The sequence below is a fragment of the Paenibacillus oleatilyticus genome (assembly GCF_018998565.1).
GTDB classification, from domain to species: Bacteria; Bacillota; Bacilli; order Paenibacillales; family NBRC-103111; genus Paenibacillus_G; species Paenibacillus_G oleatilyticus.
This window is the reverse complement of record NZ_JAHNZO010000008.1, coordinates 97,296-122,121: the sequence shown is the minus strand read 5'-3', so window position 1 is coordinate 122,121 and position 24,826 is coordinate 97,296. Positions and strand designations below refer to the sequence as shown.

Genomic DNA, 24,826 nt, shown 5'->3' with positions numbered 1-24,826 from the left:
TTGCCACAATAAAGTATACATAATATTTATTATGTAACCAAAAATCAAAAACGCGGGAGTCTAAACTCCCGCGTTCACCGGCTCCGTTCCCTAGCGCGGACGGAGGACAAGCGTCGCTTTCGTATGGGCCGTCACATCCGCTTCATCGAAATACATCGTTTTGTAGCGTCCGGCGAGCCACATGGAGGTTTGATCCGAATAATGCGAGCTGCCGAGCTGGCCGGAGGCTCCCATGATCATAATCTCCTCCGACGCTTTTAAGTTGGAGAGGTCGGCTGTAAAGCGCCATGGAGCCCCGACAACCACCTCGTAGGGCCACTCTTTACGTGAGAAGGAAGCATCGCCGACGGTAACATTGCTTCCGCCGTACGGATGCGGACCGTCATTAAACATCAGATTGAGCGGTTTAACCGCACCGAGCGGATGCTCGAACGTCAGCGTATGAATTGCTCCCCACACCCACTTTTCCTGCTTGCCGCCAAGCTGCTGCTCCAAGAGGCGCAATGCCTCCTTGAAGCCGTCAAGCAGCGCCTGCTCGATCGTGCCGTCTGTGCCCGCCAGCCATTTGTTGTTTTTGCCCGCGAACAGCTCGGTTACCGCTTTGCCGCTCAATCCGGTAGACTGGAAATCGTCATAAAGATCGGGGCCAAGTTGGGGCTCAAGCAGCTTCTGCATCGTCTTGTTCAACGTAGTGTGGAATATGGACGGACCGACCAGGTCGGGGGCGTCGATCGGGTCCCGCATCCATTCCTCCAGCGTACGCAGCGCCTGCTGCTGGGATGCATTCCAGGAGCCCCGCTTCAAAATGGGCAGCCAAATGTCCCGATACTGGGCCGCCTGCAGGTTTTGCCAGTCCCCCTGGATACGCTGCATGTCTTGCAGCGTCAATCGCGCTTTCTCCCGCAGCATCTGATGAATCCGGTCAGCGCGGTACGATTCCGACCAGTTGTTGGTAATAAAGTACGGGTACTTGTCATCGACGATACGGTTGTTGGCGGTGGCAATATAGCCTTCGGGAGGGTTCCAGGCGTGCGGCAGCTCTTCCCATGGTATATACGACTTCCACTCGTACTCATCGGTCCAGCCTGGCACCGGCTGCATGCCGTCCCCCTTCGCACGGATCGGAATCCGACCGTTCGCCCGCCAGCCAATGTTCCCCTGATCGTCCGCATACACAATGTTCTGGGCGGGCGCAGCAAAAAGACGCATCGCTTGTTCAAACTCGTCGCGGTTTTTGGCTTTGTTCATCATCAGCCAAGCGGTGATCTCGTTGCCGGGTCCGGGATCATAGGCGGTCCATCGGAGAGCTAGGGGCTGGCTGAACTGTTCCGACACACCGATTTCCTTGACGATGTCCGTAATGATGGGCCCGTGCCGGGTGATGACCGTTTCGCCCCGAACAGGCTCCGCCCTTCCCTTGACGCGAAACGTTTCTTCAATCACGACGGCGTCTTCGTAACGGCCCGCATATTCGAACTGGTGCGGATTGTTGGGATTCGGCTTCTCTATATACAGGTCCTGCACGTCAGGGTTCAAGTTGGTAAAGCCCCAGGCGATATGCTCGTTATGCCCGGCTACGACACCCGGGAGCCCCGGGAAAACTACACCGGTTACGCTGTACTGCCCGGAGACGGTCAGGTGATTTTGGTAAAAAATCGAGGGCGCACCCAGCTGCAGATGCATATCGTTGGCAAGCAGCGGCTTGCCGGTTACACTCTTGCTCCCAGCGACAACCCAGTTGTTGCTGCCGAGTCCTTCGCCGGGAATGCCGTATCGGCGCGATGCGTCAATCAGGTCGACAAGCTTTCGCGCGTCCCCGTCCTTCAGAGAGACAGCCCCTCCTTCAATCGGCTTGATCTCCGGGATAAGCGATTGCGTCTTGTCGAAACCGAGCTTCTTCAAGGACGAGCTTACGAACAGCTCCGTGACGGCGTTATCGCCCAGATACCATGCCATGTTCTTACCGATGGCGACCGAATCGACGATCTGCCATGGCTCGAAAGTCGCGCCTGTCAGTGTATACTCGATCGGCAGCGAGCCTGTTTCCCGAAAGGCGTTGACGCCGTCCGCATAGGCCTGCAGCGCTTCCTTGGTCCGTTCGTCCAGCCTGGGAAGCAGTTCGTCTGCCATTCGTCTGAACCCGATCGTACGGTTAAACCGGTCCTGCGGCAGCGTGGCTTCGCCAAACACTTCGGCCAGCGTTCCGCTGACGGAACGACGCGCCAGCTCCATCTGCCAGAGGCGGTCCTGAGCATGGATATACCCTTGCGCAAACATTAAGTCACGCTCGTTCGAAGCGTAAATGTGCGGAATCCCATAATCGTCCCGCACGACGGACACCGGCTTGGATACGCCCAAAATCAGTTCGCCGTCAGTCTTCGCCAGCGCTTGGCGGACAAACCAATAACTGCCTCCACTTGCGATGGCCCCTAACGCCAAAACACCGGATAAAGAGAACAGCAGTATTTTTTTGGCTTTGGACAAGTGAACCTCCCCCTTTAATGAATGAATGATCAGTCCTTCAAATAGGTCGATATATTTCTATATATTCCCATATGAATTTTATTTTTCCTGTCCTTTGCATTTTTTTGTTTTTCCTTGCTTGTCCAACGGCGATCGCCTTCGTATCGAGCGAAGCACGCGCGGCACAACGCAAAGACCCGGGACCTTCCGCACTGGCGGGAAAGGCCCGGGTCTTTTTGCCGTGATATCGAGGATGGCTGAAATCTATTGTTTCTTCGCTAGTCGAAAGAACGCTGCGCAGGCCATGAGCCCTGCAGCTTGCGGATCTGCACGATTTGCCCAATATGATACGCGTCGTGTACGACCAGGCTCGTAATGGAAAGCGCTATCGTGGTTTTCGGGAGCGGCCGTTCCAAGTCGTCTTCGCTTAACTCTGCAAGCGCAGCCCGAACAGCCTTATGTACATGTTCCAAACGTGCGGCCTCTTCTTCCCAGGTCGATTCCCTTTCCCCGTACGCGGCAAACGTATCGTCGTTGGTCAACCCGTCGGGATAGTGCGGATCTTCGCCCGACAGCCGTTTCAACAGACGCTCCTTATAGAACGTCAAATGCCGGACGGTTTCGCGGATCGTATTGGCTGCGGCTCCTTCCGGCCGCCAGTCGGCTTCGGCCGCCGTTAGACCCTTCAACGCCTCGCGCAGCGGCGGAAACCAGTCTTCCTTATCGTAACAAATATCCCATTCGTGCAGGAGCAGCTCCTTCTTGTTCATACCGTCTTCTCCTCCCGTTTCGCCATATTTGTAACTACCAACTTTAATTTTAATAGTTACATCCATAATATACCACAAGTAAAGCCGATTGTATAGAAGCTGGCGCAAGCCAATATTTCCTGCTACAATAAGGGACAAAAAAGCTGGGATCGCAATGATATGGGATGATTTTCTCAATAGCATGTGGCGGGATTGGCGCGGCAGCGGCAGAAACGAGGATCGGCTGGAGAGCCCTGAATGGATCGGGCAATGGCTGTCCGAGCACCGGCTTGCCGCCCCTCGCCTGCCTTCGTCTCAAGAGATGATTGAATTGAAAAGGCTCCGGGACCTGCTGCTTCGCATCGTTCAAGCCTTCACTGCAGGCTCGCGGCCCGATCCGGAAGATCTCGGGGAATTAAACCGGGTCATGGCCGACGGGCCGGTCGTTCGTCAGATCGTCCGGACAGACGAGCGCTATCGGCTGGACTACGTGCCGACGTTGCTTAGCTGGACGCAGATTAGAGCCGAAATCGCCGCCTCGTTCGCACAGACTTTGGCCGACAAAGATCCTGCCCGGATGCGCATTTGCAGCAACCCCGATTGCTTGTGGGTATATTACGACGACACCCGCAACCGGTCCAAGCGGTACTGCGACGACAAACTATGCGGCAATCTTATGAAGGTGCGCCGTTTTCGCGCACGTAAAAAAGCCGGGGATTAAATGTCCGTTACGGACGCTTAATTCCCGGCTCCTTTTTACCTCTTTTCCAATCCGTACTCATCGTATCGCGCTTATTGTCTTACGTCGTCCACGTCGGCTTTCGCCGCTGCGGTCCGAGCTGCTCGAACGCATAGGCAAGCCGGATCAGCACGGGCTCGCTGTACGCCTGCCCTGTAAACGTGACTGCGAACGGCCGTCCGGCCGCGGTATAGCCGCCGGGAACGGCAATCGAGGGATAGCCTGCCGCGGCGGCAATCCCGGCCCCGGACGCCCCGGGGAACAGCAAAGCATCCAACCTGTGCCTGGCCATCGTCGCATCGATGCCTTCGGTGCGGGACAGCCGCATGTCCTTCAGCCTGTCCTCCACATATTCCGCTTCGGTGAGCGTTCCCGACGTCTCTTCGGCGCTCATTAGGGTCATTTGGCCGTATTTTAACGTCCTCTCAAAATGCCTCGCATTAAAGGCGATAACATCGCGCAGCGAATGGACCGGCAGATGCGGCGCAAGCTTGCTTAAGTAGGCGTTCACGTCCGCTTTGAATTCATAGCGGAACACGCTGGAGTGAAATGAAGCAAGCTCCTGCGCCGAAGGAATATCCGCCGGATCGACAACCTCCGCTCCGGCAAGCCGCAGAGCGGCGACATGAGCGTCGAACGACCTGCGTTCCTCTTCGCCCAGCTTGTCATGATAGACCGCCCTTGGAATACCGATCCTTGCCCCTTGCAGTCCGCCCTTGTCCAGGAACTCTCTGTAATCGGCAGGCACCCGGCCCAGCGATGCGCCCGTGATCGGATCGGCGGAGTCCGTCCCGGCCATCGCCCCGAGAAGCAGCGCTGCATCGGCCACCGTTCTGGCGAGCGGGCCCGCCGTATCTTGACTGTGGGCCAGCGGAATAATTCCGCTGCGGCTGATTAACCCGACCGTCGGCTTGATGCCGACGACCGAGCTGCTCGCCGCCGGGCTCAGAATCGAGCCGGACGTTTCCGTCCCTACGGCCAGCACACACAGGTTTGCCGCCACAGCCACGCCGGACCCGGTGCTCGAACCGCCTGCCGCAAGCTTGGAACCGTACGCGTTCAACACTTGGCCGCCGCGGGAGCTGTAGCCTCCCGGCATCCCTTGCGTCATGAAGTTTGCCCATTCCGTCATATTGGCTTTTCCCAGAATGACGGCACCGGCCTCCCGCAGCCGCTTGACCAGGAAAGCGTCGCTTGACGCGTAATGTCCCTCCAGCGCAAGGGAGCCTGCGCTCGTATGCATTTTATCGGCCGTATCGATATTGTCCTTCAATAACACCGGGATACCGTGCAAGGGTCCTCTCGGGCCTTGCGCCCGCCGTTCGGCATCCAGCGCTTCGGCGATCGCAAGCGCATCCGGATTAAGCTCCAGCACGGCATTCAACGCCGGTCCCTGCTTGTCGTATGCCGCAATCCGCGCCATATACGCCCGGACCAGCTCCGCCGCAGTTCGCTCCCCGGATTCCATCGCCTGCTGCAAATCGCCGACCGTCGCTTCCTCGATCCATTCCTCGACAGGATAAACTCGCTTTGCCATCTCACATCCCCCCTCTTCAGCCTCTTATGGTAAAGGCATTCCTTTCCAAGTTCGAGAGAGCCGTGCCGAATTCCTTTTTTAACTTGTTTTTCCATCCTTCATCCTAACGTCAAGAAGCCTTACTCCATCAAGGAATAAGGCTCACGTTTATTTCAGGCCGGCACGCTGTCCCAGGCTCGGACGCTTCCCTCGGTCTTACCATCGGAGGAGCGCATACTTGGGGGGTGCCGCTTCTTCGACGCATTCCTCCGACTCGACAAGAGGGTCCGCTACCCGCCGGGAGACCGGGTACGCATACATGCGCTCGGGAGCGTAAGGCCGGAGCAGCGATTGCAGCCTGTCCGGTTCGCCGTTCATGCTCGGATCGAGCCACGTCTCGACGTCCCGTTCGTCCAAAATAACCGGCATCCGCTCGTCGTAATCGAACACCAGCCGGTTCGACCTCGTCGTCATGACCGTGCAGGTGCGGGTTTCGCCGCCCCGCGAATCTTTCCACACTTCATACAGCCCGGCCATGGCGAAGACGCCCCGGTCCTTCAGGACGATGCGAATCGGCCGTCTTGTTTTGCCCTCCGTTTTCCAGACATAAAAGCCGTTGCTCGGGATGATGCAGCGCTGCTTGCCGAACAGCTTGCGATACGCCGGTTTTTCGTGTACGGCTGCACTGTCGGCGTTCACGGCGTCCTTCCCCCAGAACGGGACCAGCCCCCATCGGTGCTCCTCCAGCATCCGGCTTTCCGCCCCACGGACAATTACGGCAACCTGCTGTGTCGGCGCAATGTTATATCGCGGCTTGTAAGCGTAGGTCACCTGACCGATCCGATAACGCTCCGACAGCTCCGGCAATTCGGCCGTCAACGAAAAACGTTCGCACATGAAGAACACCTCTTGTTTTTTAATTCCAGTATCTTCATGTGCGGAAATATTATGCATGCCCGGAACGGCGGTCTGCCGGTTATTTCGGATTTTCGTCAAGTGGGCAAAACGTGCTCGTAGAACAACGTGGAACGTTATGGTAAAATATAGCGGAAACGAGAAAGGAGACGGACCATGAAACCATATGAAATCCGCACTTACCAAGATTCCTACGAGATATACGAGTTGATCGAGCACAGTACCCGTTCGTGGTTCAAAATCGCCCCGGAGCGCGGCGGAATCATCATCAGCTTCGGGGCGAACGGTCAGGAGCTGCTTTATTTGGACAAGGCGACGTTCGACGATCCGAACGCGAATATCCGCGGCGGCATTCCGGTACTGTTCCCGATTTCCGGGCAGCTTGCGGAAGGCGCCTACGAATGGAACGGAAAGCGCTATAGCATGAAAAATCACGGCGTCGCCCGCGTGCGCCCTTGGCGCGTCGAATCGACGGATACCCATGACGGCGCCGCCATTACGTTGACGCTCGCCAGCGACGCAGAAACGCGGGAATCGTACCCGTTCGACTTCGAGCTTCGGTTTACCTACCGGTTGAAGAACGGTCAATTGACCATCGAGCAGGAATACCGGAACGGCTCGGCAGAGCCGATGCCGATGTACCCCGGATTTCATCCGTATTTTGTCGCCGACCGCAAAGCGCTCGCCTACGAAACCGACGCGACGAAATATTTCGATTACAACGACGGAACGGAAAAAAGCTACGACGGCCGGATCATCGATCTCGATAAGCTGCCGGAATCGGTCGTTTTCCTGAACGCGCAGCGGAGGGACATTACCTTCAGCCCGGCAGAGCGCTTGGTCGTGCGGATGACGTATGGCGAGCCGTTCAAATATGTCGTGCTGTGGTCCGTAAGCGGCAAAAGCTTCGTCTGCGTCGAGCCGTGGATGGCCAAAACCGACGAGCTGAACCGGAAGCAAGAGCTGGTAGAAGTGCCAGAGGGCGACGTGCATAAGACGTTCTTGACCATCAGCCGCGTGTCCGTATAATGGTGCAAAAGCGGGTATCCCCGTTCATCCGACTTTCTTGAGGAATGTCGATGATAACGGCGTTACCCGCTTATTTTTTTGAAATTCTTTATACGAATGGCAAGTATCCCATTATATAGGATAAACCCGACAACACCATTGTCGAAAAAGTCTGAAAAATCGAATAACGAATCGAGTTGTGCGCTTACCCGGGAAATACACCGTTCATTTCCCAGCGTTGCTTCATTTCCCGATTCTCTGTTATTACCCCGCTTCCCCGCTCTTGGCAAACCCGGATGCGGCTTAGCGCTCTACGTCAAAGTGCGGATTTTCCTATCCGGTCTATCGCCTTCAGCACCAGCTCATAATAAGCTCCCGGATGCGGAACGAAATCCGCAGGTCCGACTATCCGCTCGACCGGCACCGGCACGCCGTCCTCATCCGATGCAATGCCGGCAATCCGGATGGGCTCCGATAACGTTCCTTGAGCCATTTTCCGTACTTGCTCAAGCGGAACCCGGTATAAGCCCGTGACTTCCTCCGGTTGTAGCCGGTATTGGGTCAGCGGCTGCCGGTTCACATGAAGAAACACATGGCAGAACTCACGGTCGATGCATGCTTCGGAGATGACGTCCTCCTCGGCAAACAACCCGCAGGGAACGAGCGCTTCGAACGGAACGCTTAGTCCAAGCTCCTCTTCCAGCTCGCGGACTCCGTCCTCGACTGCTTCGCCTGCCAGCAGATGACCGGCGCAGGACGTATCGAGCAATGACGGAAACGTATCTTTGCCCGGATGCCGTTCTTGAAACAACAGCACCGCTTCCGTATCCCCATCCGCAGGGACCGCAATCCAGCAATGAAACGTTTGGTGCCACAGCCCCCGTGCATGAACCTCGGAGCGGGATGCCTGTCCCGCCGGATTCATCCGTTCGTCAAAAATGTCAAAGATTTCATCGCTTGGCGTCATGGTGTTGTTCCTCCCCAGCTAGCTAAAACTCGTTGCATAGTTCCGTATCACGGCAACCGTCTAATATCCACGTATCGGGTCCACCCGATTCGCAAGCTCCCGTTCTCCCGCTTCCAGCTTGTGCAGTGTGTCCAGAAAACCGCTCAGCGCCTCTTCCACGGAAGTCACGGCAGCTACGTGAGGCGTTACCTGCACATCCTTGCGCTTCCATAGCGGGGACGCATCGGGAAGCGGCTCCTCCTCGAACACGTCGAGCACCGCCAGACGAAGATGGCCTTGATCAAGCGCCTCCAGCAGCGCAGCCTGATCGACCGACGGGCCACGGCCGACGTTAATAAAGCCGGCCCCGTTCATCCGTGCGAAAAGCGCACGCCCGAACAGCTTATCCGTTTGTGCGGTGAGCGGCAAAGTATTGATTATCCAGTCGGCGGCGGAAACGGCATCCCCGATGTTGGACAACGGATAAACACGATCCATATGCGGCTTCCTTTCCCCGCGCATGGAAACGCCCGACACTTGAACTCCCAGCGCCTGCAGCATCCGGGCAAGCTCTTGCCCGACGGAGCCGGTACCCATCACCGTCACCCGGCTTCCGGACAGCGGCAGAGGCGGAACCGGGTTCCAGCTCCGGTTCGACTGGCTGCGCGCGAACGCTTCGTGATGCTGGAGATCGGCAAGCATATGAGCGAGGCAATATTCGCCTATTTTCTGTCCGAACGAGCCGGTTGTACGGGTGAGCAGCACGTCCGGCTTCCATGGCTTGCGGTACACGAATGCATCCACGCCCGCTCCGAGCGCGTGGACCCAACGGACCGATTCCAGATGAAACGCCGGAACAGGCTTGAAGCCGACAAACGCATCGGCCCATGCCATATCGGCTTCGCTCACCTCGGATTCGGCGAGAAACCGGACTTGCTTGTCCGCGATTCCCGGCCATGCGGCATTCAGCTCCCGGTACATCCGGCCCGTAAAGATAATGTTGTGAATCTGCATGCAGCCCGTCACTCCGTCCGTTCTTTTTTGCAAATAACGTTTCTATCATAACCGCTCGGCGAAAGTGCTGCAAACTGCGGCGCGCAGGTCCGATTTTTTGCCCAGCTCCCCTCCCGTCTTATCCGTGAATGAGATACCGAAAGTTCTCGACGGATGCTTCCTTGTCCTTGGGCGACCGGTTCAAATGGTTGTAAAAGCTGAAAGCAAATTTAAACGAATGGCCGCTTCGGTTTGCCGAGCAGAACACCCGTTCGCTTCGAGGATGGCCGGAGTCCGCAAATGCTTCTTGATCATCGCTTCACATTGATCGGTCAGGCTGCGCAGCGTCAGGTCGGACAACCGGTTTTCCTTCGCAAAAAAATAAGAGGCAACCGAAGTGGGTGCCATATATCCCCCGTTTCCTGCTTGCACCGTGCAATCATTGTCAAGCCGCTCTCTAACGTTCCTTGATCTGGCAGCATTCGTTCCCCTAATTAACACCTCACTCCCGAACCTTCCCCTCCACCAGCAAGTTCCTCCGGTACTCATCCGGCGTCAGGCCGAAGCGGCCGCGGAAGACGCGGTAGAAGTACTTGTCGTCCTTGAAGCCGACGCGGGAGGCAATCTCGTAGACCTTCATGTCCGTGCTCTTCAAGAGCTCGACGGCCTTCTTGAGCCGGATGTGGGAGAGGTACTTGCTGAACGTCATGCCCAGGTGGTTCTTGAAAAAGGAACTTAAATAATTAGGACTGAAGAAGAACCGCCCCGCGACGAGCTCCAGGGAGAGGTCCTCCATATAATGCGAATCGATATAGGCGATGCACTTCTCGATCATCGATTCGTGCAGGTTCGATCGGTTGCTTCTCAGGATGTTCATGAACTCGAGCAAAATCGCGGTCAGCCGGTCTTTGAACTCCAGAACATCAGCGCATCGGCTAAGGCTGCTTTCGGTTTCCGAAAGCAGTTGCTTATACTTCCGCTCCTCCATGAGATCCTTGATCACCGTCGCAATGCCGTAGACCATCCGAAGGAACGACTTGAGCCACTGGTCCGGGTAAGGGAAGCCGCCTTCCAATAAGCGCGAGAACAATTTGTCCAGCGTGGCCGTGATGAGATCGCTCTTCATCATCCGGATCGCTTCCTTCAGCGCCTCTTCCTCCTTCAGAAGATCGTAATGCATGGACCGGATCCGCCCGGCAACGGCCGAATACGGGATGACGCTATCCGCCGTCAGAAAATAGCGAAAAGAAGCAGCCTCGACCGCTTCTCTATACGAATCCCTTCCCCTGCCGGACAATTCGCCGCAAGGACCGCCGATCCCGATGGTCAGCACGATTCCCTGCTGTGCCAGCATTTGCTCTCTGAACCGATGCGCCAGCTCCGTCAGAGACTCCAAGGCAGGACCCGGCCCATCGTACGTCAGCACGGTAATCATATGGCTCTTATCTTTCTTGAAAAAGGAGACCGACAAGCCTACCTGCTGCAGACAGCTCTCCATCCGGCTGATCATCATGCTTGATACACGGCTTGCGCTGTCCTCTTGCCCTATGAGCAGCTCTTCCCCGATCAGCCGGGATACGAGTACCGTACCACGGGCCCTTAGCGAAAAATGCTCCTTCATCTCCTGAAATTTCGCCCCGCCGATTCCATGCGTGACCCAGTCGCGAAGCAACTGATCATAGTAGACGGACATGGTACTGGTCAGCTGCCTTTTGATCCTTTCGTTCTCGAGCTGCCGGGCCCGTTCGCGGTCGATGCTTTCTCTTACCCGTGCAAGAATTTCGGTAATACTCTCTTCCTTAATCGGCTTCAGCAGATAATCGTAAGCCCCGAGCTGAATCGCTCTTTGGGCATACTCGAAGTAGCGGAATCCGCTGAGGATGATGATTTTGACGCCGGTAAAGGATTGCTTCAGCTTCTCGATAAAGTCGAGGCCGTCCATGATCGGCATTCTAATATCTGTGAAGACGACATCCATCGGCTGCGAATGCATGAGCTCCAGCGCGGCCTTGCCGTTGTTCGCCTCCCATACCTGGCTTGCAGGCAGCGCTCTGCGGATCATGGAGGCCAGCACTCTTCTTTGAATCGCTTCATCATCTACTACCAAGATGTTGTTCATCATCGTCCCCTCCTGCGGCAACGATGCCTATTCGTCCCTAATCGATTGCAGCGGAAAAATGTCCAGAAAAAGCAGCTTTGCGCTCCCGCCCTTCGTATACACCACGAGCTCTTGATCTTCCGATTCCGGGAAAATCAAATCGGTGATCACGGCTTCCCCGTCGCCGCCGAACACTTCCACCGATGAGGTGTCGACCAATATGTGCAGTCTCAACCGATTCTCCCGCAGCTCCAGCTTGGCCGCATGCCGGCCGGGGAAACCCTCGTGGAACCCGGCTTCCCCCGAACGGGTCCGGTCCACGAACAACTCCTGCTTCCGGGTATCATACCCGAGGACCGTCTCGCGCGCATCCGAAGCACGAACCTTGAAGCCGAATTCGTCCGCTTCACCTGACTCGAACTCCGCTATCATCTCGAAGCACCCCAGCCGCATACCGGATAGCGGATTACCGCCTTCACCCAAAATATGATCCCTCCATTGGTAAACTTCCGTTCTAAGCCTCTCCAGCTCCCGAACGGGCTGCTGCGTCAGGGTCACGCGCTCCCCACCGCTTCTCAGCGACAAAGCCCGCGGCACGGTCATGGCGCTTCGCCAGCTTTCTGTCGGCGTCACCTGCGCATATTTCCAGTTGCTCATCCATCCGATATAGATGCGGCGTCCGTCCTCGGCCGGAACATCCGACCAACTGACCCCTGCGTAATTGTCTCTGCCGTAATCCAGCCAGAGGACAGTCTCAGGGGCGTTCTCATTCCGGAACACGGTCCCGTCGAAGCTCCCTATAAAATACTGCGTTCTCGAGCCCTCCGGATGCTCCGGCGAGCTGCCCACGCTGACGAACATCACCCACTTCGTCCGGGTTTCGTCTCCGTCAACCGGCAGCTCGAATAAATCCGGGCATTCCCAGACGCCGAGATGGGCGCCCTCCCCTTCGCCGAATTCGCTGGCGAACGTCCAATCCTTCAGATTGGGAGAATAGTAGATGCAAACGGTTTGGCCGGAGGCCAGAATCAGGTTCCAGCGCTTCGTAGGCTCATGCCAGAACACTTTCGGATCGCGATAATCGGTCCGGCTGCCGTCGGCAAGCACCGGATTTCCTTCATACTTGGTCCAGGTCCGGCCGAAATCGCCGCTGTACGCCAGGCTCTGGCGCTCTACGGGACGGCCTCCATCCGAATCCGGGTTCCGGTGGTGCGTGAAGATCGCAACCAGACCGGGCTTCCCGCCGAAGAAGCCGGAGGTATCCTGCCAATCTACAACGGCGCTGCCGGAGAAGATTTCCCCGTGCTCATCGGCTGCCAGAGCCACCGGCCGGTGCTCCCAACGAACCAGATCCCCGCTGACCGCATGACCCCAATGCATCGGGCCCCAGGTGGTCCCATGCGGGTGATACTGGTAAAACAGATGGTACTCCCCATTATAATACACGAGCCCGTTAGGGTCATTCATCCAGTTCTTTTCCGGCGTAAAATGAAACTGCGGTCTGTACTTATCTCGCATTGCAGCATCCTCCGAAACGTATGATTTGGGTCCCGGCTACTTACCCTTTGATCCCGGTGCTCGTGATCCCTTGGACGTAATATTTTTGCAGGAACAGGAACAAGAGTACAATCGGCACGGTGGTGAACGTCAGCGTCGCCATGATTTGCCCGTAATACACCGGCGGCAAGGTGAAGAACGTCTGGATACCGAGCTGTACGTTCCGCAGCGACTCCCCCGTCGTCACCAGGATCGGCCACATGAAATCGCCCCAATGGTTGATGAAATCCAGAATAAACACGGTCGTAAAAACCGGACCCGACAAGGGAACGACGACGGACACGAACGTCCGGATCGGCGAAGAGCCGTCGATGGCGGCGGATTCCAGCAGCTCATTCGGAATGTCCATAAAGAACTGGCGGAACATGAAGATACTGAAGCAGTTGGCGACGAAAGGCACGATCAAGGCGTACCACGTATTGACCCAGTGCAGGCTGTTGACTACGAAGTACAGCGGCATAATGATGCTCTCGAACGGAACGATCATCAGCGCAATGATGGCTGTAAGAATGAATTCCCGCCCCTTAAACTGCAGCTTCGCCAACGCATAACCGCAGATCGAATTGACGCCGAGCCCGCTGATGCAGATGACGGTGACATAAAACAAGCTGTTGAACACGTACTTCATCATCGGAATCCGGTGAAAAGCCTTCACGTAATTTTCCAGCGTAAAACTCGTCGGCAGAATCGCGTTGAACGAGCTCAAATCGGCAAAAATCCGGTTCTCCGGCTTGAACGACGATACGATCATCCAGAGCAAAGGCGTAATGAACAAGAGCGATACGACGAGATTCGCCGCATAGAGGAACACCGTTGATTTCCGGTCGGCCATGATCCTTGGGCCCCCTTCTTACTTGTCTTTAAGTAATTTTTTCATGGAAAAGGAGATGACCACGACGATCACAAAGAAAATCACCGATACGGCGGACGCATACCCGGCGTTTCGGAATTGGAAGCCCTGCTGGTAGATGAGCAGCGCGAGCGTCCTTGTCGAATTCTCCGGCCCGCCGTTCGTCATAATGTAAGGCTGGGTAAACAGCTTGACCGCCTGGATCGTGGTAATGGTGAGCACGAAGACGATCACGTTATACAGGCTTGGAATGGTGATGAATTTCAACTGCTGAAATTTGTTTGCGCCGTCGATCGCAGAAGCTTCGTAGAGATCCTTCGGGATGCTCTGCAGTCCGGCCAGGAAGATCATCATTTGGTAACCGGCCGCCTGCCACACGGACATGAAGATGATGGAGTTCATCGCCTGACCCGCGCTTCGCAGAAAAGGCTGATTCGGGATGCCGAACAAATGGAGTGCCGAATTGACAAGCCCCTCATTCGGATTATATAGATAAATCCACAGGATCGCGATGACCGTCATGGACGTGATGACCGGGCTAAAGTAAGCGATCCGGAACACGTTTCTCATTTTCAACTGATTATTTACGAGAAGCGCCAGCGCTAAAGCTACCGCCGATTGAACCGGCACTACGATGACGGAGAAATACAGCGTGTTGAACAGCGATTTGTAAAACAACTTATCCTTAAACAGCGTAATGTAGTTATCCAGACCGATGAACTGGATTTTATCCGGGCGCAGCAGATTGAACTTGGTAAAGCCGAAGATGACGGCAAAAACAAACGGCAGCAGCAGAAAGACGATCAGCAGGATCACCGCCGGCAGCACAAAAGAGTAGCCGACCACCGTTTCTCTTCTTCTCTGCACTCGCATGGAGGCCGGAGCCGCCGCCCCAGGGTTATTCTTTAACGAATTGCTTATCGTTTGCATGATGGATCCGCCCTCTCAAGAATCGTTCCGTCCCTCACGCCTTCCTCTCCGTGAAGAAGGATGTGCGGCACCCGCGGCTTAGGTTCTGACCCACGCCCTGCAATACCCTCCCCGAAACCGGTAAAGGAAGCTCATCCGAATGCCGCAGTATGGGTTACCCATGGATTACTTGACAAAATTCCGTTTATATTCCTCGTCGTAACTGGCCGCAACGTTATCGAGGGACTTCTTCACGTCAGCGCCCATCATGATGTCCGTTAAGGCTTCGGCGAATTTTTGCGTGAGTACCGGATAAGCCGGCGTTACGGGCCTAGCGTGCGATACCGTGGTCACCTGATCCTTGATCACCCGCATCGGCAGGTCGTTGTACTCCGGCAGGCTATCGTAGGCGCTCTTGCGGCTGGCCGGCATGCTGATGGCTTTGGCGAGCTGCGTCGAGCTGTCTTTATTCGTCAGCCACTTGAGTGCCTCCGCCGCTTCCTTCGGATGCTTGCTGTCCGCTGAGATGCCGATCGCCCAGCTGCCGGAAGGTGCGGTCTGAACGCCTCCGGCCTTCTTCGGAAAATACGTGATACCCCACTCCAGGTCCGGATAGTCCTTGAAGCCCGGAATGTTCCAAGGTCCGCCCAGCTTGGTCGCGGCCTTCCCTTCCTCGAATTCCGTCGGCTTCGGATCGATGTTGAACAGCTTTTCCTTCGCCAGCTTCTGCAGGAAGCTTGCCGCCTCGATGCCCTTGTCGCTATTGACCATGCCCTTCGCTGAGGTGCCTTCCTTATTCACGATGTCCGTCCCGTTCGAAATCCAGAACTGCTCGAACGCGTAGGTCATCCATTCCCCTTTGTCATTGATCATGTTCGTTCCAAACACGCCGTTCTGGGCCGTCTTTTTCATGACCTCGTACCACTGATCCCACGTCCAAGCGTCTTCCATCTTGGTCGGAGGCTCGATACCGTACTGCTTCATGATCTTCTTGTTGTAAAATAACACGACGGAGGACTCTGCCAACCCGGCTGCGTAAAATTTCCCGTTGTAAGTCCCCTGCTGAAGGATGGAAGGCACGAAGTCGGACAGCTCCTCCTTGGTGTAATATTCGTCCAGCGGCCTAACGATGCTGGAAGCGGCATAGTTGGCCACGTTCGGCCCGTCCATCGCGACGAGGTCCGGCAGGGTGTGCGAGGCTACGGCCGCATTGATTTTATCCTCGTAGGCAAAAGAATTGCCCCGCGTGATAGCCTCCATCTTCAGCTTGATTTTCCCTTCGTGGGCCTTGTTGAATTCTTCGATCCGCTTGACATAAAAGTTATCCTCCGGGCCGCTCGCCTGGGGACGCCAGAACGTAATTTCCGCTTCCCCGCCGGATGCTCCACTGGTATCCCCGGAACCGGCTTGATCGGTCTGTCCTCCCGGCGAACATCCGGCAAGGAGCGATACAGCTAATACGGCCGAAACCCATCTCTTTTTCATAGACACCCTCCTGAAATTGATAGTTGGATAATATATTTTGTTTACGCTTTCAGGATACTCGGATTGAAAAAGGAATCCTACTCTAATTATCGTGAAAAAGTGGACTTTTATATTGAAAACACTTTCATGAGAGGGGGGGCATGAAAAATCAATTGCACAAATCGTCACCGGTAGCGCAGCTGCCGAATGCCGCAGTAACCTATTCCACAACAAAGGTCGGAAAATATAATATGCTGCCAGCTCTCAACGACGATTTCGTGAACGGGGCCTTTTCTCGTGGATCATATTCGGTTATAAAAAGCGCAAGAATATTGGCATTCGCTTTGTTCGGAATCGCTCAAGCGTCCGCTCTTGGTAGAACCGTCCTCACTCGGGGAATGATGCCTTCGCCCTTCATCTCCGCAGCGTTCGTTGTAGTTACCGCCCTTTCGATGAAACGAAAGGAGCTCCGTTTCGAAATTCGCCGTTCTTGAAATCAGCCGGATGGAACCGGCAGTATGATGGTGATCTTCGTGCCTGCGTTCTTCTGCGACTCAATCCGTACGCCGTAAGGCTCCCCGTACAGCAGCTTGATTCGTTTGTTCACATTCTCGATGCCAATGGATCGTATGCCCCCGTCCGTCTCCAGCACGCGCCGGATCGTCTCCGGGTCCATGCCCTTCCCGTTATCTTCGATCGTGAAGATCCTTCGGCCCTCCTCCATCCGCCCGGATACCTTGATGGCTCCCCCCGCTTCCATCTCGTCCAGCCCGTGAATGAGCGCATTCTCAATGAAGGGCTGCAGAAAAAATTTGGGCACGGTATACTGGTATAAGGCCGGGTCCAGATCGTATTCCACCTGGAATTTCCCCTCGAATCTCCGGTCCATGATGTAGGCGTAATTTTTTAAATATTTCACATCCTCCGCGAAATCGACTTCCCCCGGATTCTTAGCCGTATATTCCAGCATTTCGGACAGCTCCACTAGCATGTTGCTGATCAGCGTTTGGTTGTTTTCGATAGCCAGGTAGTTGATGATGTTCAGCGTATTGTACAGAAAATGTGGGTTAAACTGGAAATTCAGTGCCTTGAGTTCCGCTTCCATCTCTTTCACATGCGTCTCGTAGTTGTCGACGATCAGCGACTGGATTTTATCGTTCATCTGGTTGAATTTATGGATAATGACGCTGAATTCGCCCGTTCCCACAGCTTCGATCTTGGCGCTGAAATTCCCTTCGCCGGACTGCTTGATGCCCCAGAGCAGCCTTTTGAACGGCAGGGTGATGCGGCCCGAAATGATCGACGCCAGCACAACCGCCGCTAACAGGATTGCTATGGTGGAGTAAATCGTATAATTCAGCATGTTCGGCACGGTCACCAGCAGCTCGTCATAGGGGATGAACACGGCGGACAGCCAGCCCGTCACGTCGATCGTATCGTAGCAGACCACCATTTTCTTGCCGCCGATCGTGATATATTCCGTGCCGCTGTGCTTCTTCAAGGCGTAATCAATCCAGTCGCTGCCGACGGAGGGAGGCACGTTCCGGGGCCTCGAAGCAGATACGATTTGCCCTTCCGGCGTAAATACCTCGTAGTAGGAGCCTTTCACCCATAAGCTTTTGGCAAAAGCCTTGCGGATCATCGATTCCTGGAAATTGACGATTAGTACGGGACGTTCGGCGTCTTCCTCCATTTGATGCAGCAGGTTGCTTTGAATCTCGGACAAATTGAGCAGCCGTGTGGCCGTAAACACATATTGGTCGCCGGCCACCGGAGCTGGCGAAGAGGCATAAAACTTTTCCAGCAAATTGTAAGTCGGAACCCACTTCGTATTCTCAGTCGAGCTCAGCCCGATGCTGTAAATGTCCGAGTTTGAATACTCCGTCTTGGGAATCCAGAAATTCGGGTTGCCCCCGAACGTATATTTCTTCGTAACCAAATTCACGGAGTACAGGTCCTCGGAGGAAGGAAAATATTTCTGAATAATCCGGGCGATCCTCCGGTCATTCTCGTAATTGAAGTACCGCTTCTGCAGGTCGGAGGTATTGAAAAAGTCGTACAAATCCTCGTCCAAGTGCATATTGATCGCATTCTGCTCCACACTCGCGAATTTGGCGTTCAGCGACTGATTGCTCATCTTGACCAGACCAAGCAGCGTTTCGCTGGCATTGTTCAGGATCACCTCGGAGCTTTTGTAGTAATAGCCGATGCCGAGAAGGGTCAAGACCAGAATGATCAAGGCGATAAAAGAAGCGGTCAGACGCGTCCTTAAAGTGAAATGAAGCAAGCTGGATTTGATCCTCATGATGGTCCCGCACCCCGGCTTTGTGAATAGTTTGTGTTCAAATCTTAGTTCATGCCGGCGGAATTGTCTACGGATATACCATTTTTGTTCTATATCCGATTGTTATAAATTAAATGAGATTTTCTTTAGTTTAAAAAGCTATTGCTAAATGAATCCCTCCCATAGACGGTCATTCCTTTTAATTAGAAGCATACCACTATTATTATTTCAGTTATTTGCTGCTGAAGGATGCGGTTCCTGTTTTCACCGCGATTATGAACGGCAACGTTAAGCATGCCCCCGCTATTCAGAAGCTGCTGCTTCTGCTCGAACCGGAAGGCGACAATGTGTAAAGGCATGCATATTCGGCGAAAGTGAAAAAGTAGCTGTCGGCGGCAGCTTCTCCGTACTATGATCAATCCAATTCTGCGCGGGAGAATAAATCCCTGATTACAGTATCGTCCTTACAAGCATCTTTACTGGCCGCTTAACTCCGGATATTCACCGCACCAAAATTGTAGAGCTTCTTTATTGATTCCATCCTTCGTCTCTAAAATACGGCAGATAAGCGCAATATTCTTCACAAAATTAAATTTAATGTGGTTAATCTTTTTACTTAATGTCATTAAATAATCATAATCTATTTGCCGGATCCGCAGGAAACACCGTCCGTTTGATTTTGCGGCATTGTCACGCCAAGCCCCTTATAGTATCATAAATTTTATCGAAATTCCGGTCTGCTAAAAGGAGCTGCTGATCTTGATGAATGTCCATGAAGCCATCACGAACCATACCCGTAAACAAAACGCGCACCTGGAACGTTTTCTTGAACTGGAAAACGAACGGGAGGCTGCGATTGAAGAAGCGATCGCCTTATGTATCGCCGGCGAACCGTTCAGCGTCGATGCCATTAACGCGGCGACCGACCGCATCAACCGGCACGCCCGGAACGGCATTTCCCCGACCCGGGTCCATGTCACCCCCGACATGGTGCGCGAAGCCGCCCGTATAAAGATGAAATAAAAGCAGCAAAACGTCTGCAAAGCCCGGAGCCTTTCGATGAGTCGATAGGTATTCGGGCTTTTTATAACCAGTTTTTTCTGCACCTTGACATGAAACCTTTTGGTTTCATATAATACGGATGATCGTTTCAAGGACATGCTATACAAAGAAAGGGATGAGCTGGTGGAAGCGTTGTTGAAAAAACTGCGGTACAAAGAAGGAGCGGCATTAGTCATAAATGCTCCCGAAGGGTACCGGCTCGGCATCGAAAGCGAGACAGAGCCGGACAAGACCTATGATTTTATTCAGCTGTTCGTCCATAATGCGCAAGAAACGGACGTCTGGGTACCGAAAGTCATCCCGCTCTTGAACGAAGATGCGGTATTCTGGATCACCTACCCGAAGCAAAGTTCGAAGGTGAAAACGGATATTAACCGCGACAGCTTGGCCGCGATGGTGCAGGCAAAAACAGCCTACCGCCCGGTCAGCAACGTGGCCGTTGACGACAAATGGTCCGCGTTGCGTTTTCGCCATCAAGATAAAGTAAAGTCCTCGAAGTAACCTAACCCATTCAATCGGAGGAATGAAATCATATGGAAAACAATTCGCAAAATACGCTGCCGGAAATTCGCAGAACCGCCCTGCTCAAAGCGCCGATTCAAAAAGTATGGGACGCCGTTGCCACCTCGGAAGGCATCGCCACGTGGTTTATGCCCAACGATTTTCAGCCTGTACTCGGTTATGAATTCCAATTGAACGCCGGTCCGTTCGGCATGTCCCCTTGCAAAGTAACGGAGCTTGACCCTCCGAACCGCCTTTCGTTCCGTTGGGGCAAAGATTGGACGATTGTGTTCCAGCTGACGGAGAAGGACGGACAGACGGAATTTACGCTCATTCACTCCGGCTGGGACGCCGACAAGGTTACCGAATTCGGGCAGCCGCATCAAGTCGTTCGCGAAACAATGGACAAAGGCTGGGCCGGCATTGTGCAAAAGCTCGTTACCTTCGTCGAGGGCTGATATGGCCACCCCTTCACGCAAGACTGACGTCTTTCAAGCAATTGCCGATCCGACGCGCCGCCAGTTGTTAAGCATGCTGGGCGAGCGGGAAATGCCCGTTACCGTGATCAGCGGCCACTTTCCGATGAGCCGGACGGCCGTTTCCAAGCATTTGCGCATTTTGGCCGATGCCGGACTGGTCAAAGAACGTAAAATCGGCCGCGAAACGCGGTACCGGCTGGAGCCCGAGCCGCTGCTCGAATTGAAGCGGTGGCTGGCGTACTACGAGAGATACTGGGACAACAAGCTGCTGGCGCTGCAGCGTTTTGTCGAAGGCGACGAAACGGACGGTACGATAGCCCTTGTTGCTCCGGAAGAAGAAAGTACACGCACGATAGATTAAGGTTTACATGAGAAAGAGAGGCGTTTTTGCAGCCTCTCTTTCCTTTTGCGGTATAATTTTACCATGAGTAGGGATGGTACCAGTAGCTAGGTGTTACATAGGTATATGCCAAAGGTATTCTAGGTGTATATGCCATAGGTGCTGTACACGCTAGATACCAAGGCTTTGTTTTATACTGCCTGCATGGTACCCTGCACTCATAAGGATACCCTCCATCAGGTCCGGCTGTGCAGTCCGCCATACATTGTTCATAGGTGTATGGGACACGGATACAATTTTGTCGATGCAACAAAACTCACCCCTTATTTGAATCTTAATTTTCCCGATATTATATTTGGTTCTATACTTTTTAGGTGATTGTCTATGCAGAATTGGGTGAATGTGTATATCCTAGTATGCCAAACATCCCGGAAAATTTGGATTTACCGAAAGCATGCCATGGAATCACTCAAGACGTGTGCTAAAATGTGGGAGTGCTTTTACCCATTTCGAATCCATGGAGGCTTGCCATGACGAACCATTCCATTACCGTAAACATAGACGACATATCATTTCAATTAAAAGAACCTCATCCCTTCGAGTGGCTGCGGGATCTAGGCCAGGTATTTTGCGTCTTTGACCAGCAGGACTCAGGAAACCTGTCCTTCGGCATCGAACGGCACGGCCGCAAGAAGTTCGTGAAGTACGCAGGAGCACCAACTGTGGCCTACACCGGAACCCCTCAAGAGACTATCATCCGATTAAAGCAGGCGCTCCCGCTTTATGAAGCCTTGAATCATCCCCATCTCATCACGTTGGAGGAACATTTCGAAGTACAAAATGGGTATGCGGCCGTATTCAACTGGTTTAACGGCGAATGTCTGCATTCGCATTGGTCCTTTCCCCCGCCGCAAAAATACACGCATCCGGATTCTCCGTTTTTCCGTTTCCGTCAGCTTCCTGTCGAGGAACGGCTCCGTTCGTTGGATTGTATCTTTTCGTTCCACGTACATGTCGAAGCGAGCGGTTATGTCGCTGTCGATTTTTACGACGGCAGCATCTTGTACGATTTCAAAAATAACGTGGCGAAAATTTGCGATATCGACCTTTATCAGAAAAAGCCTTTTATCAATACGATGGGCCGGCTATGGGGCTCCTCCCGCTTTATGTCGCCCGAAGAATTCGAGCTCGGCGCGAACATTGACGCACGAACCAATGTTTTTAATATGGGGGCGATGGCTTTCGGCCTGCTGGGCGGAGAACGCGATCGCTCCTACTCGAAGTGGGAAGCGGGCGAGAAGCTCTACGAAACGGCTCTGCGCGCGGTTCGGCCCGAACGTAACGAACGCTACGCTTCGGTTGCCGAGTTCTACGCCGCTTGGAATGCTGCCCGGGTATAGGCGGAAACTGTTAAGGAAACCCTATCCGTGTTCAAGCAACCGGAGGTGATTCCCAATGACCCCATTGACACTGGCTCCTCATGAAATGATGGAGATTCACGAAATGCTTAATTTTAAAACGATCTGTCTGGCCAAATCGAAAATGATGCAGGGGCTCGTTTTTGACCAAGAGCTGAAAGCCTTGATGCAAAAGGATGTCGAACAATCCATCAAAGCGCTCCAGGATTTGCAGAGCCTTTATCCGGCAACCCCAATTCAATAAGCGTGGTGAACGATACGATGAATAAAGACTACTTGGACCCGATCAATGCCGAAGGCATGCCGAATTTGGCCGACTCGGCGTTTGCGCTCGATTTCTTGCTGTCCGCGAAGACCGGCGTTCGCAACTGCGCGATCGCCTTGTCGGAGACAGCAACAGCCGAGGTAAGAACACTGCTGCGCCGTCTCATGTTCGAAGCTCTGGATTTGCATGAAGAAATTTCGCAGCTCATGATCCGCAAAAAATGGCTGTATCCCAATCGGCTGAACGAACAATTCAAGCTGGATCTGACATCGGCGAAGACGACGATGCAAATCGCGGAAATGCAGCTCTTCCCGAAGGACACTTCCCGCTTAGGTTTGTTTGCGACCCCCGAAAAATAATCCTTAAAGGAGCTACACCATGAAAGCCGTTACGTATCAAGGTATCAAGAACGTGCAGGTAAGGCAGGTGGAAGACCCCAAGCTCCAAAAAGCGGACGACATCATCGTCAAGCTGACCACCACGGCCATCTGTGGATCGGATCTGCACCTTATTCACGGTATGATCCCTAATCTCCCTACGGATTATATTATCGGTCACGAACCAATGGGCATTGTGGAAGAGGTCGGTCCCGAAGTAACCAAAGTCAAAAAAGGCGACCGGGTCGTCATCCCGTTTAATGTAAGCTGCGGCGAATGCTACTATTGTAAAAATCAATTGGAAAGCCAATGCGACAATTCGAATCCGAACGGGGACATGGGCGGTTTTTTCGGCTACTCCGAAACGACCGGCGGCTATCCCGGAGGGCAAGCCGAATATATGCGGGTCCCTTACGCCAACTTCGTCCCCTTCCGGCTTCCGGAAAACTGCGAGGTCGAAGACGAGAAGCTGTGTCTGATCGCCGATGCTATGCCGACGGCCTTTTGGAGCGTAGACAACGCTGGAGTAAAGAGCGGGGATACGGTGATCGTGCTGGGATGCGGCCCGGTCGGGCTGCTGGCGCAAAAATTCGCCTGGCTCAAAGGGGCGAAGCGCGTCATCGCCGTCGATTACGTGGATTACCGGCTGGAGCATGCGAAGCGGCACAATCAAGTGGAAACCGTGAATTTCGAGCAGGAACAAAATATCGGCAGCCATTTGAAAGAAATCACTCACGGCGGAGCCGACGTCGTCATCGACTGCGTAGGGATGGATGGAAAAATGACCCCGCTGGAGTTTCTGGCATCGGGCCTCAAGCTCCAGGGCGGTTCGCTGGGTGCCGTCGTCATCGCCTCCCAAGCCGTTCGCAAGGGCGGAACAATTCAAATTACCGGCGTTTACGGAGCCCGTTATAATGCCTTTCCGCTCGGGGATATTTTCCAGCGGAACGTAAACATCCGTACGGGACAAGCACCGGTGATCCATTACATGCCGCATATGTACAATTTGATTGCCGAAGGCAAGGTCGATCCCGGGGATATTATCACACACGTGCTGCCGCTGGATCAGGCGAAGCACGGCTACGAGGTATTCGATACCAAAACGGACGGCTGCATCAAAGTCATTCTGAAGCCCTGAACAATACCAAGCTGAAAGTGGAGGGTAACCATCGTGAAAAATACGTACGGCCTGCATGAAACATTGGATCTGCACGAAATCGCGGCCTTCAAAACAATTTGCGTGACCAAATCGGCAACGATGCGGGGTCTGGTATCAGATGAGGACCTGAGGCAGCTTTTGGAGCAGGACGTTCAGCTGTCGACCCGGCAGTTGCAAGAGCTGGATGCTTTGCTGGCCAATGTTAACGCGTAGAAAAGGAGCGACGCATGAACACGCTAATCAAAAATTTAACCGGTATGGGCACGATGACCGATCAAGTGATTGCTATGGATTTCCTAATCGCTGCCAAAACGGGCATCCAAAATTACGCCATCGCGCTTACGGAAACCGCCAGTCCCGATATCAAAACCGTCCTGCGCAAGCAGCTGGACGAAGCGATCTCCACCCACGAGGAGATCACGAATTACATGATGCGCAGAGGGTATTACCGTCCGTATCATATTCCCGAACAAATCGAGCTGGATCGGACAAATATTCAAACGGCGTTAAATCTTCCGACCTGATCCCCTTGCCTCTAATAAAAAGAGGATTCCTATAGAATATCACGGGATTCCCGAGCTTGTGGAGAAAGTGGTCATTAGAAAAGAATAGAGAAACATACGGAGGCGGGGTATCTACTGGAGGAGCGATAGCGTTCGCCTTTGTCTGCGGGAAATATCCGCTGTTTAAGCGGCTTCAATCAAATTTCCTGCAGACAAGAGCGACCGGAAGTA

26 protein-coding genes are annotated in these 24,826 nt (G+C 54.0%); 13 read left to right on the top strand and 13 right to left on the bottom strand.

The window, feature by feature from the left end; genetic code table 11:
- Positions 1–90: 90 nt before the first annotated feature.
- Both KQX66_RS12775 and KQX66_RS12770 read right to left on the bottom strand, forming a co-directional pair.
- Positions 91–2,484, bottom strand: a complete 2,394-nt coding sequence (locus KQX66_RS12775; RefSeq protein ID WP_216792893.1) for a penicillin acylase family protein — start codon at positions 2,482–2,484, stop codon at positions 91–93.
- A gap of 257 nt (positions 2,485–2,741) precedes the next feature.
- Entirely contained in the window at positions 2,742–3,233 is a 492-nt protein-coding gene (locus tag KQX66_RS12770; RefSeq protein ID WP_216792891.1) for a DinB family protein, read from the bottom strand.
- A gap of 154 nt (positions 3,234–3,387) precedes the next feature.
- Between KQX66_RS12770 and KQX66_RS12765 the strand changes: the two genes are divergently transcribed.
- Positions 3,388–3,933, top strand: a complete 546-nt coding sequence (locus tag KQX66_RS12765; RefSeq protein WP_216792888.1) for a CGNR zinc finger domain-containing protein — start codon at positions 3,388–3,390, stop codon at positions 3,931–3,933.
- A gap of 79 nt (positions 3,934–4,012) precedes the next feature.
- On the opposite strand, the gene KQX66_RS12760 is transcribed toward KQX66_RS12765, so the two are convergent.
- Together KQX66_RS12760 and KQX66_RS12755 are read right to left on the bottom strand one after the other, a co-directional pair.
- Entirely contained in the window at positions 4,013–5,488 is a 1,476-nt protein-coding gene (locus KQX66_RS12760) for an amidase family protein (RefSeq protein ID WP_216792886.1), read from the bottom strand.
- Between the two features lie 195 nt (positions 5,489–5,683).
- The gene (locus KQX66_RS12755; protein ID WP_216792884.1) at positions 5,684–6,364 is read right to left on the bottom strand and encodes an SOS response-associated peptidase; all 681 of its coding nucleotides are present in this window, start codon (positions 6,362–6,364) and stop codon (positions 5,684–5,686) included.
- Between the two features lie 174 nt (positions 6,365–6,538).
- Between KQX66_RS12755 and KQX66_RS12750 the strand changes: the two genes are divergently transcribed.
- Positions 6,539–7,411, top strand: coding sequence for an aldose epimerase family protein (locus KQX66_RS12750; protein ID WP_216792882.1), 873 nt, complete (start codon positions 6,539–6,541; stop codon positions 7,409–7,411).
- Between the two features lie 295 nt (positions 7,412–7,706).
- On the opposite strand, the gene KQX66_RS12745 is transcribed toward KQX66_RS12750, so the two are convergent.
- The 8 genes from KQX66_RS12745 to KQX66_RS12710 form a co-directional block, all read right to left on the bottom strand.
- Positions 7,707–8,357, bottom strand: coding sequence for an NUDIX hydrolase (locus tag KQX66_RS12745; RefSeq protein ID WP_216792880.1), 651 nt, complete (start codon positions 8,355–8,357; stop codon positions 7,707–7,709).
- Between the two features lie 60 nt (positions 8,358–8,417).
- Positions 8,418–9,350, bottom strand: coding sequence for a D-2-hydroxyacid dehydrogenase (locus KQX66_RS12740; protein WP_216792878.1), 933 nt, complete (start codon positions 9,348–9,350; stop codon positions 8,418–8,420).
- A gap of 180 nt (positions 9,351–9,530) precedes the next feature.
- The gene (locus KQX66_RS12735; RefSeq protein WP_216792876.1) at positions 9,531–9,737 is read right to left on the bottom strand and encodes a hypothetical protein; all 207 of its coding nucleotides are present in this window, start codon (positions 9,735–9,737) and stop codon (positions 9,531–9,533) included.
- Positions 9,738–9,831: 94 nt separating this feature from the next.
- Positions 9,832–11,448, bottom strand: coding sequence for a response regulator (locus KQX66_RS12730; protein ID WP_216792874.1), 1,617 nt, complete (start codon positions 11,446–11,448; stop codon positions 9,832–9,834).
- Positions 11,449–11,475: 27 nt separating this feature from the next.
- Positions 11,476–12,945 (bottom strand): glycoside hydrolase family 32 protein, encoded by a 1,470-nt coding sequence (locus KQX66_RS12725; RefSeq protein ID WP_216792872.1) that lies wholly within the window; start codon positions 12,943–12,945, stop codon positions 11,476–11,478.
- A 40-nt stretch (positions 12,946–12,985) separates the two neighbouring features.
- Complete coding sequence (locus tag KQX66_RS12720; RefSeq protein WP_127460983.1) at positions 12,986–13,816, bottom strand: carbohydrate ABC transporter permease; 831 nt, start codon at positions 13,814–13,816, stop codon at positions 12,986–12,988.
- An 18-nt stretch (positions 13,817–13,834) separates the two neighbouring features.
- Positions 13,835–14,764, bottom strand: coding sequence for a carbohydrate ABC transporter permease (locus tag KQX66_RS12715; protein ID WP_216792870.1), 930 nt, complete (start codon positions 14,762–14,764; stop codon positions 13,835–13,837).
- Between the two features lie 165 nt (positions 14,765–14,929).
- On the bottom strand, positions 14,930–16,228 hold the full coding sequence (locus tag KQX66_RS12710; protein WP_127460984.1) for an ABC transporter substrate-binding protein: 1,299 nt from the start codon (positions 16,226–16,228) through the stop codon (positions 14,930–14,932).
- 140 nt (positions 16,229–16,368) lie between these two features.
- Here KQX66_RS12710 and KQX66_RS12705 point away from each other — a divergent pair, with 140 nt between their 5' ends.
- Complete coding sequence (locus tag KQX66_RS12705) at positions 16,369–16,701, top strand: hypothetical protein (RefSeq protein ID WP_216792868.1); 333 nt, start codon at positions 16,369–16,371, stop codon at positions 16,699–16,701.
- Between the two features lie 2 nt (positions 16,702–16,703).
- Here the strand turns inward: KQX66_RS12705 and KQX66_RS12700 are convergent, their stop codons facing one another.
- On the bottom strand, positions 16,704–18,512 hold the full coding sequence (locus tag KQX66_RS12700) for a cache domain-containing sensor histidine kinase (protein WP_216792866.1): 1,809 nt from the start codon (positions 18,510–18,512) through the stop codon (positions 16,704–16,706).
- 741 nt (positions 18,513–19,253) lie between these two features.
- Here KQX66_RS12700 and KQX66_RS12695 point away from each other — a divergent pair.
- The 10 genes from KQX66_RS12695 (at position 19,254) to KQX66_RS12650 (ending at position 24,616) form a co-directional block, all read left to right on the top strand.
- Positions 19,254–19,514, top strand: a complete 261-nt coding sequence (locus KQX66_RS12695) for a YpbS family protein (protein ID WP_216793089.1) — start codon at positions 19,254–19,256, stop codon at positions 19,512–19,514.
- Between the two features lie 162 nt (positions 19,515–19,676).
- On the top strand, positions 19,677–20,054 hold the full coding sequence (locus KQX66_RS12690; protein WP_216793087.1) for a hypothetical protein: 378 nt from the start codon (positions 19,677–19,679) through the stop codon (positions 20,052–20,054).
- Between the two features lie 32 nt (positions 20,055–20,086).
- Positions 20,087–20,512 carry an SRPBCC family protein gene (locus KQX66_RS12685; RefSeq protein WP_216792864.1) on the top strand — a complete coding sequence of 142 codons (426 nt, stop codon included), beginning with the start codon at positions 20,087–20,089 and terminating at the stop codon, positions 20,510–20,512.
- A 1-nt stretch (position 20,513) separates the two neighbouring features.
- Positions 20,514–20,894, top strand: a complete 381-nt coding sequence (locus KQX66_RS12680; protein ID WP_216792863.1) for an ArsR/SmtB family transcription factor — start codon at positions 20,514–20,516, stop codon at positions 20,892–20,894.
- 509 nt (positions 20,895–21,403) lie between these two features.
- Positions 21,404–22,273, top strand: a complete 870-nt coding sequence (locus KQX66_RS12675; RefSeq protein WP_216792862.1) for a serine/threonine-protein kinase — start codon at positions 21,404–21,406, stop codon at positions 22,271–22,273.
- A 55-nt stretch (positions 22,274–22,328) separates the two neighbouring features.
- Complete coding sequence (locus tag KQX66_RS12670) at positions 22,329–22,535, top strand: spore coat protein (RefSeq protein WP_216792861.1); 207 nt, start codon at positions 22,329–22,331, stop codon at positions 22,533–22,535.
- A 17-nt stretch (positions 22,536–22,552) separates the two neighbouring features.
- The gene (locus tag KQX66_RS12665) at positions 22,553–22,915 is read left to right on the top strand and encodes a spore coat protein (RefSeq protein ID WP_216792860.1); all 363 of its coding nucleotides are present in this window, start codon (positions 22,553–22,555) and stop codon (positions 22,913–22,915) included.
- Between the two features lie 19 nt (positions 22,916–22,934).
- Positions 22,935–24,071 (top strand): zinc-dependent alcohol dehydrogenase, encoded by a 1,137-nt coding sequence (locus tag KQX66_RS12660; RefSeq protein WP_216792859.1) that lies wholly within the window; start codon positions 22,935–22,937, stop codon positions 24,069–24,071.
- Positions 24,072–24,104: 33 nt separating this feature from the next.
- On the top strand, positions 24,105–24,305 hold the full coding sequence (locus KQX66_RS12655; protein ID WP_216792858.1) for a hypothetical protein: 201 nt from the start codon (positions 24,105–24,107) through the stop codon (positions 24,303–24,305).
- Positions 24,306–24,319: 14 nt separating this feature from the next.
- Entirely contained in the window at positions 24,320–24,616 is a 297-nt protein-coding gene (locus KQX66_RS12650) for a spore coat protein (protein WP_216792857.1), read from the top strand.
- The last annotated feature ends 210 nt before the right edge of the window (positions 24,617–24,826 follow it).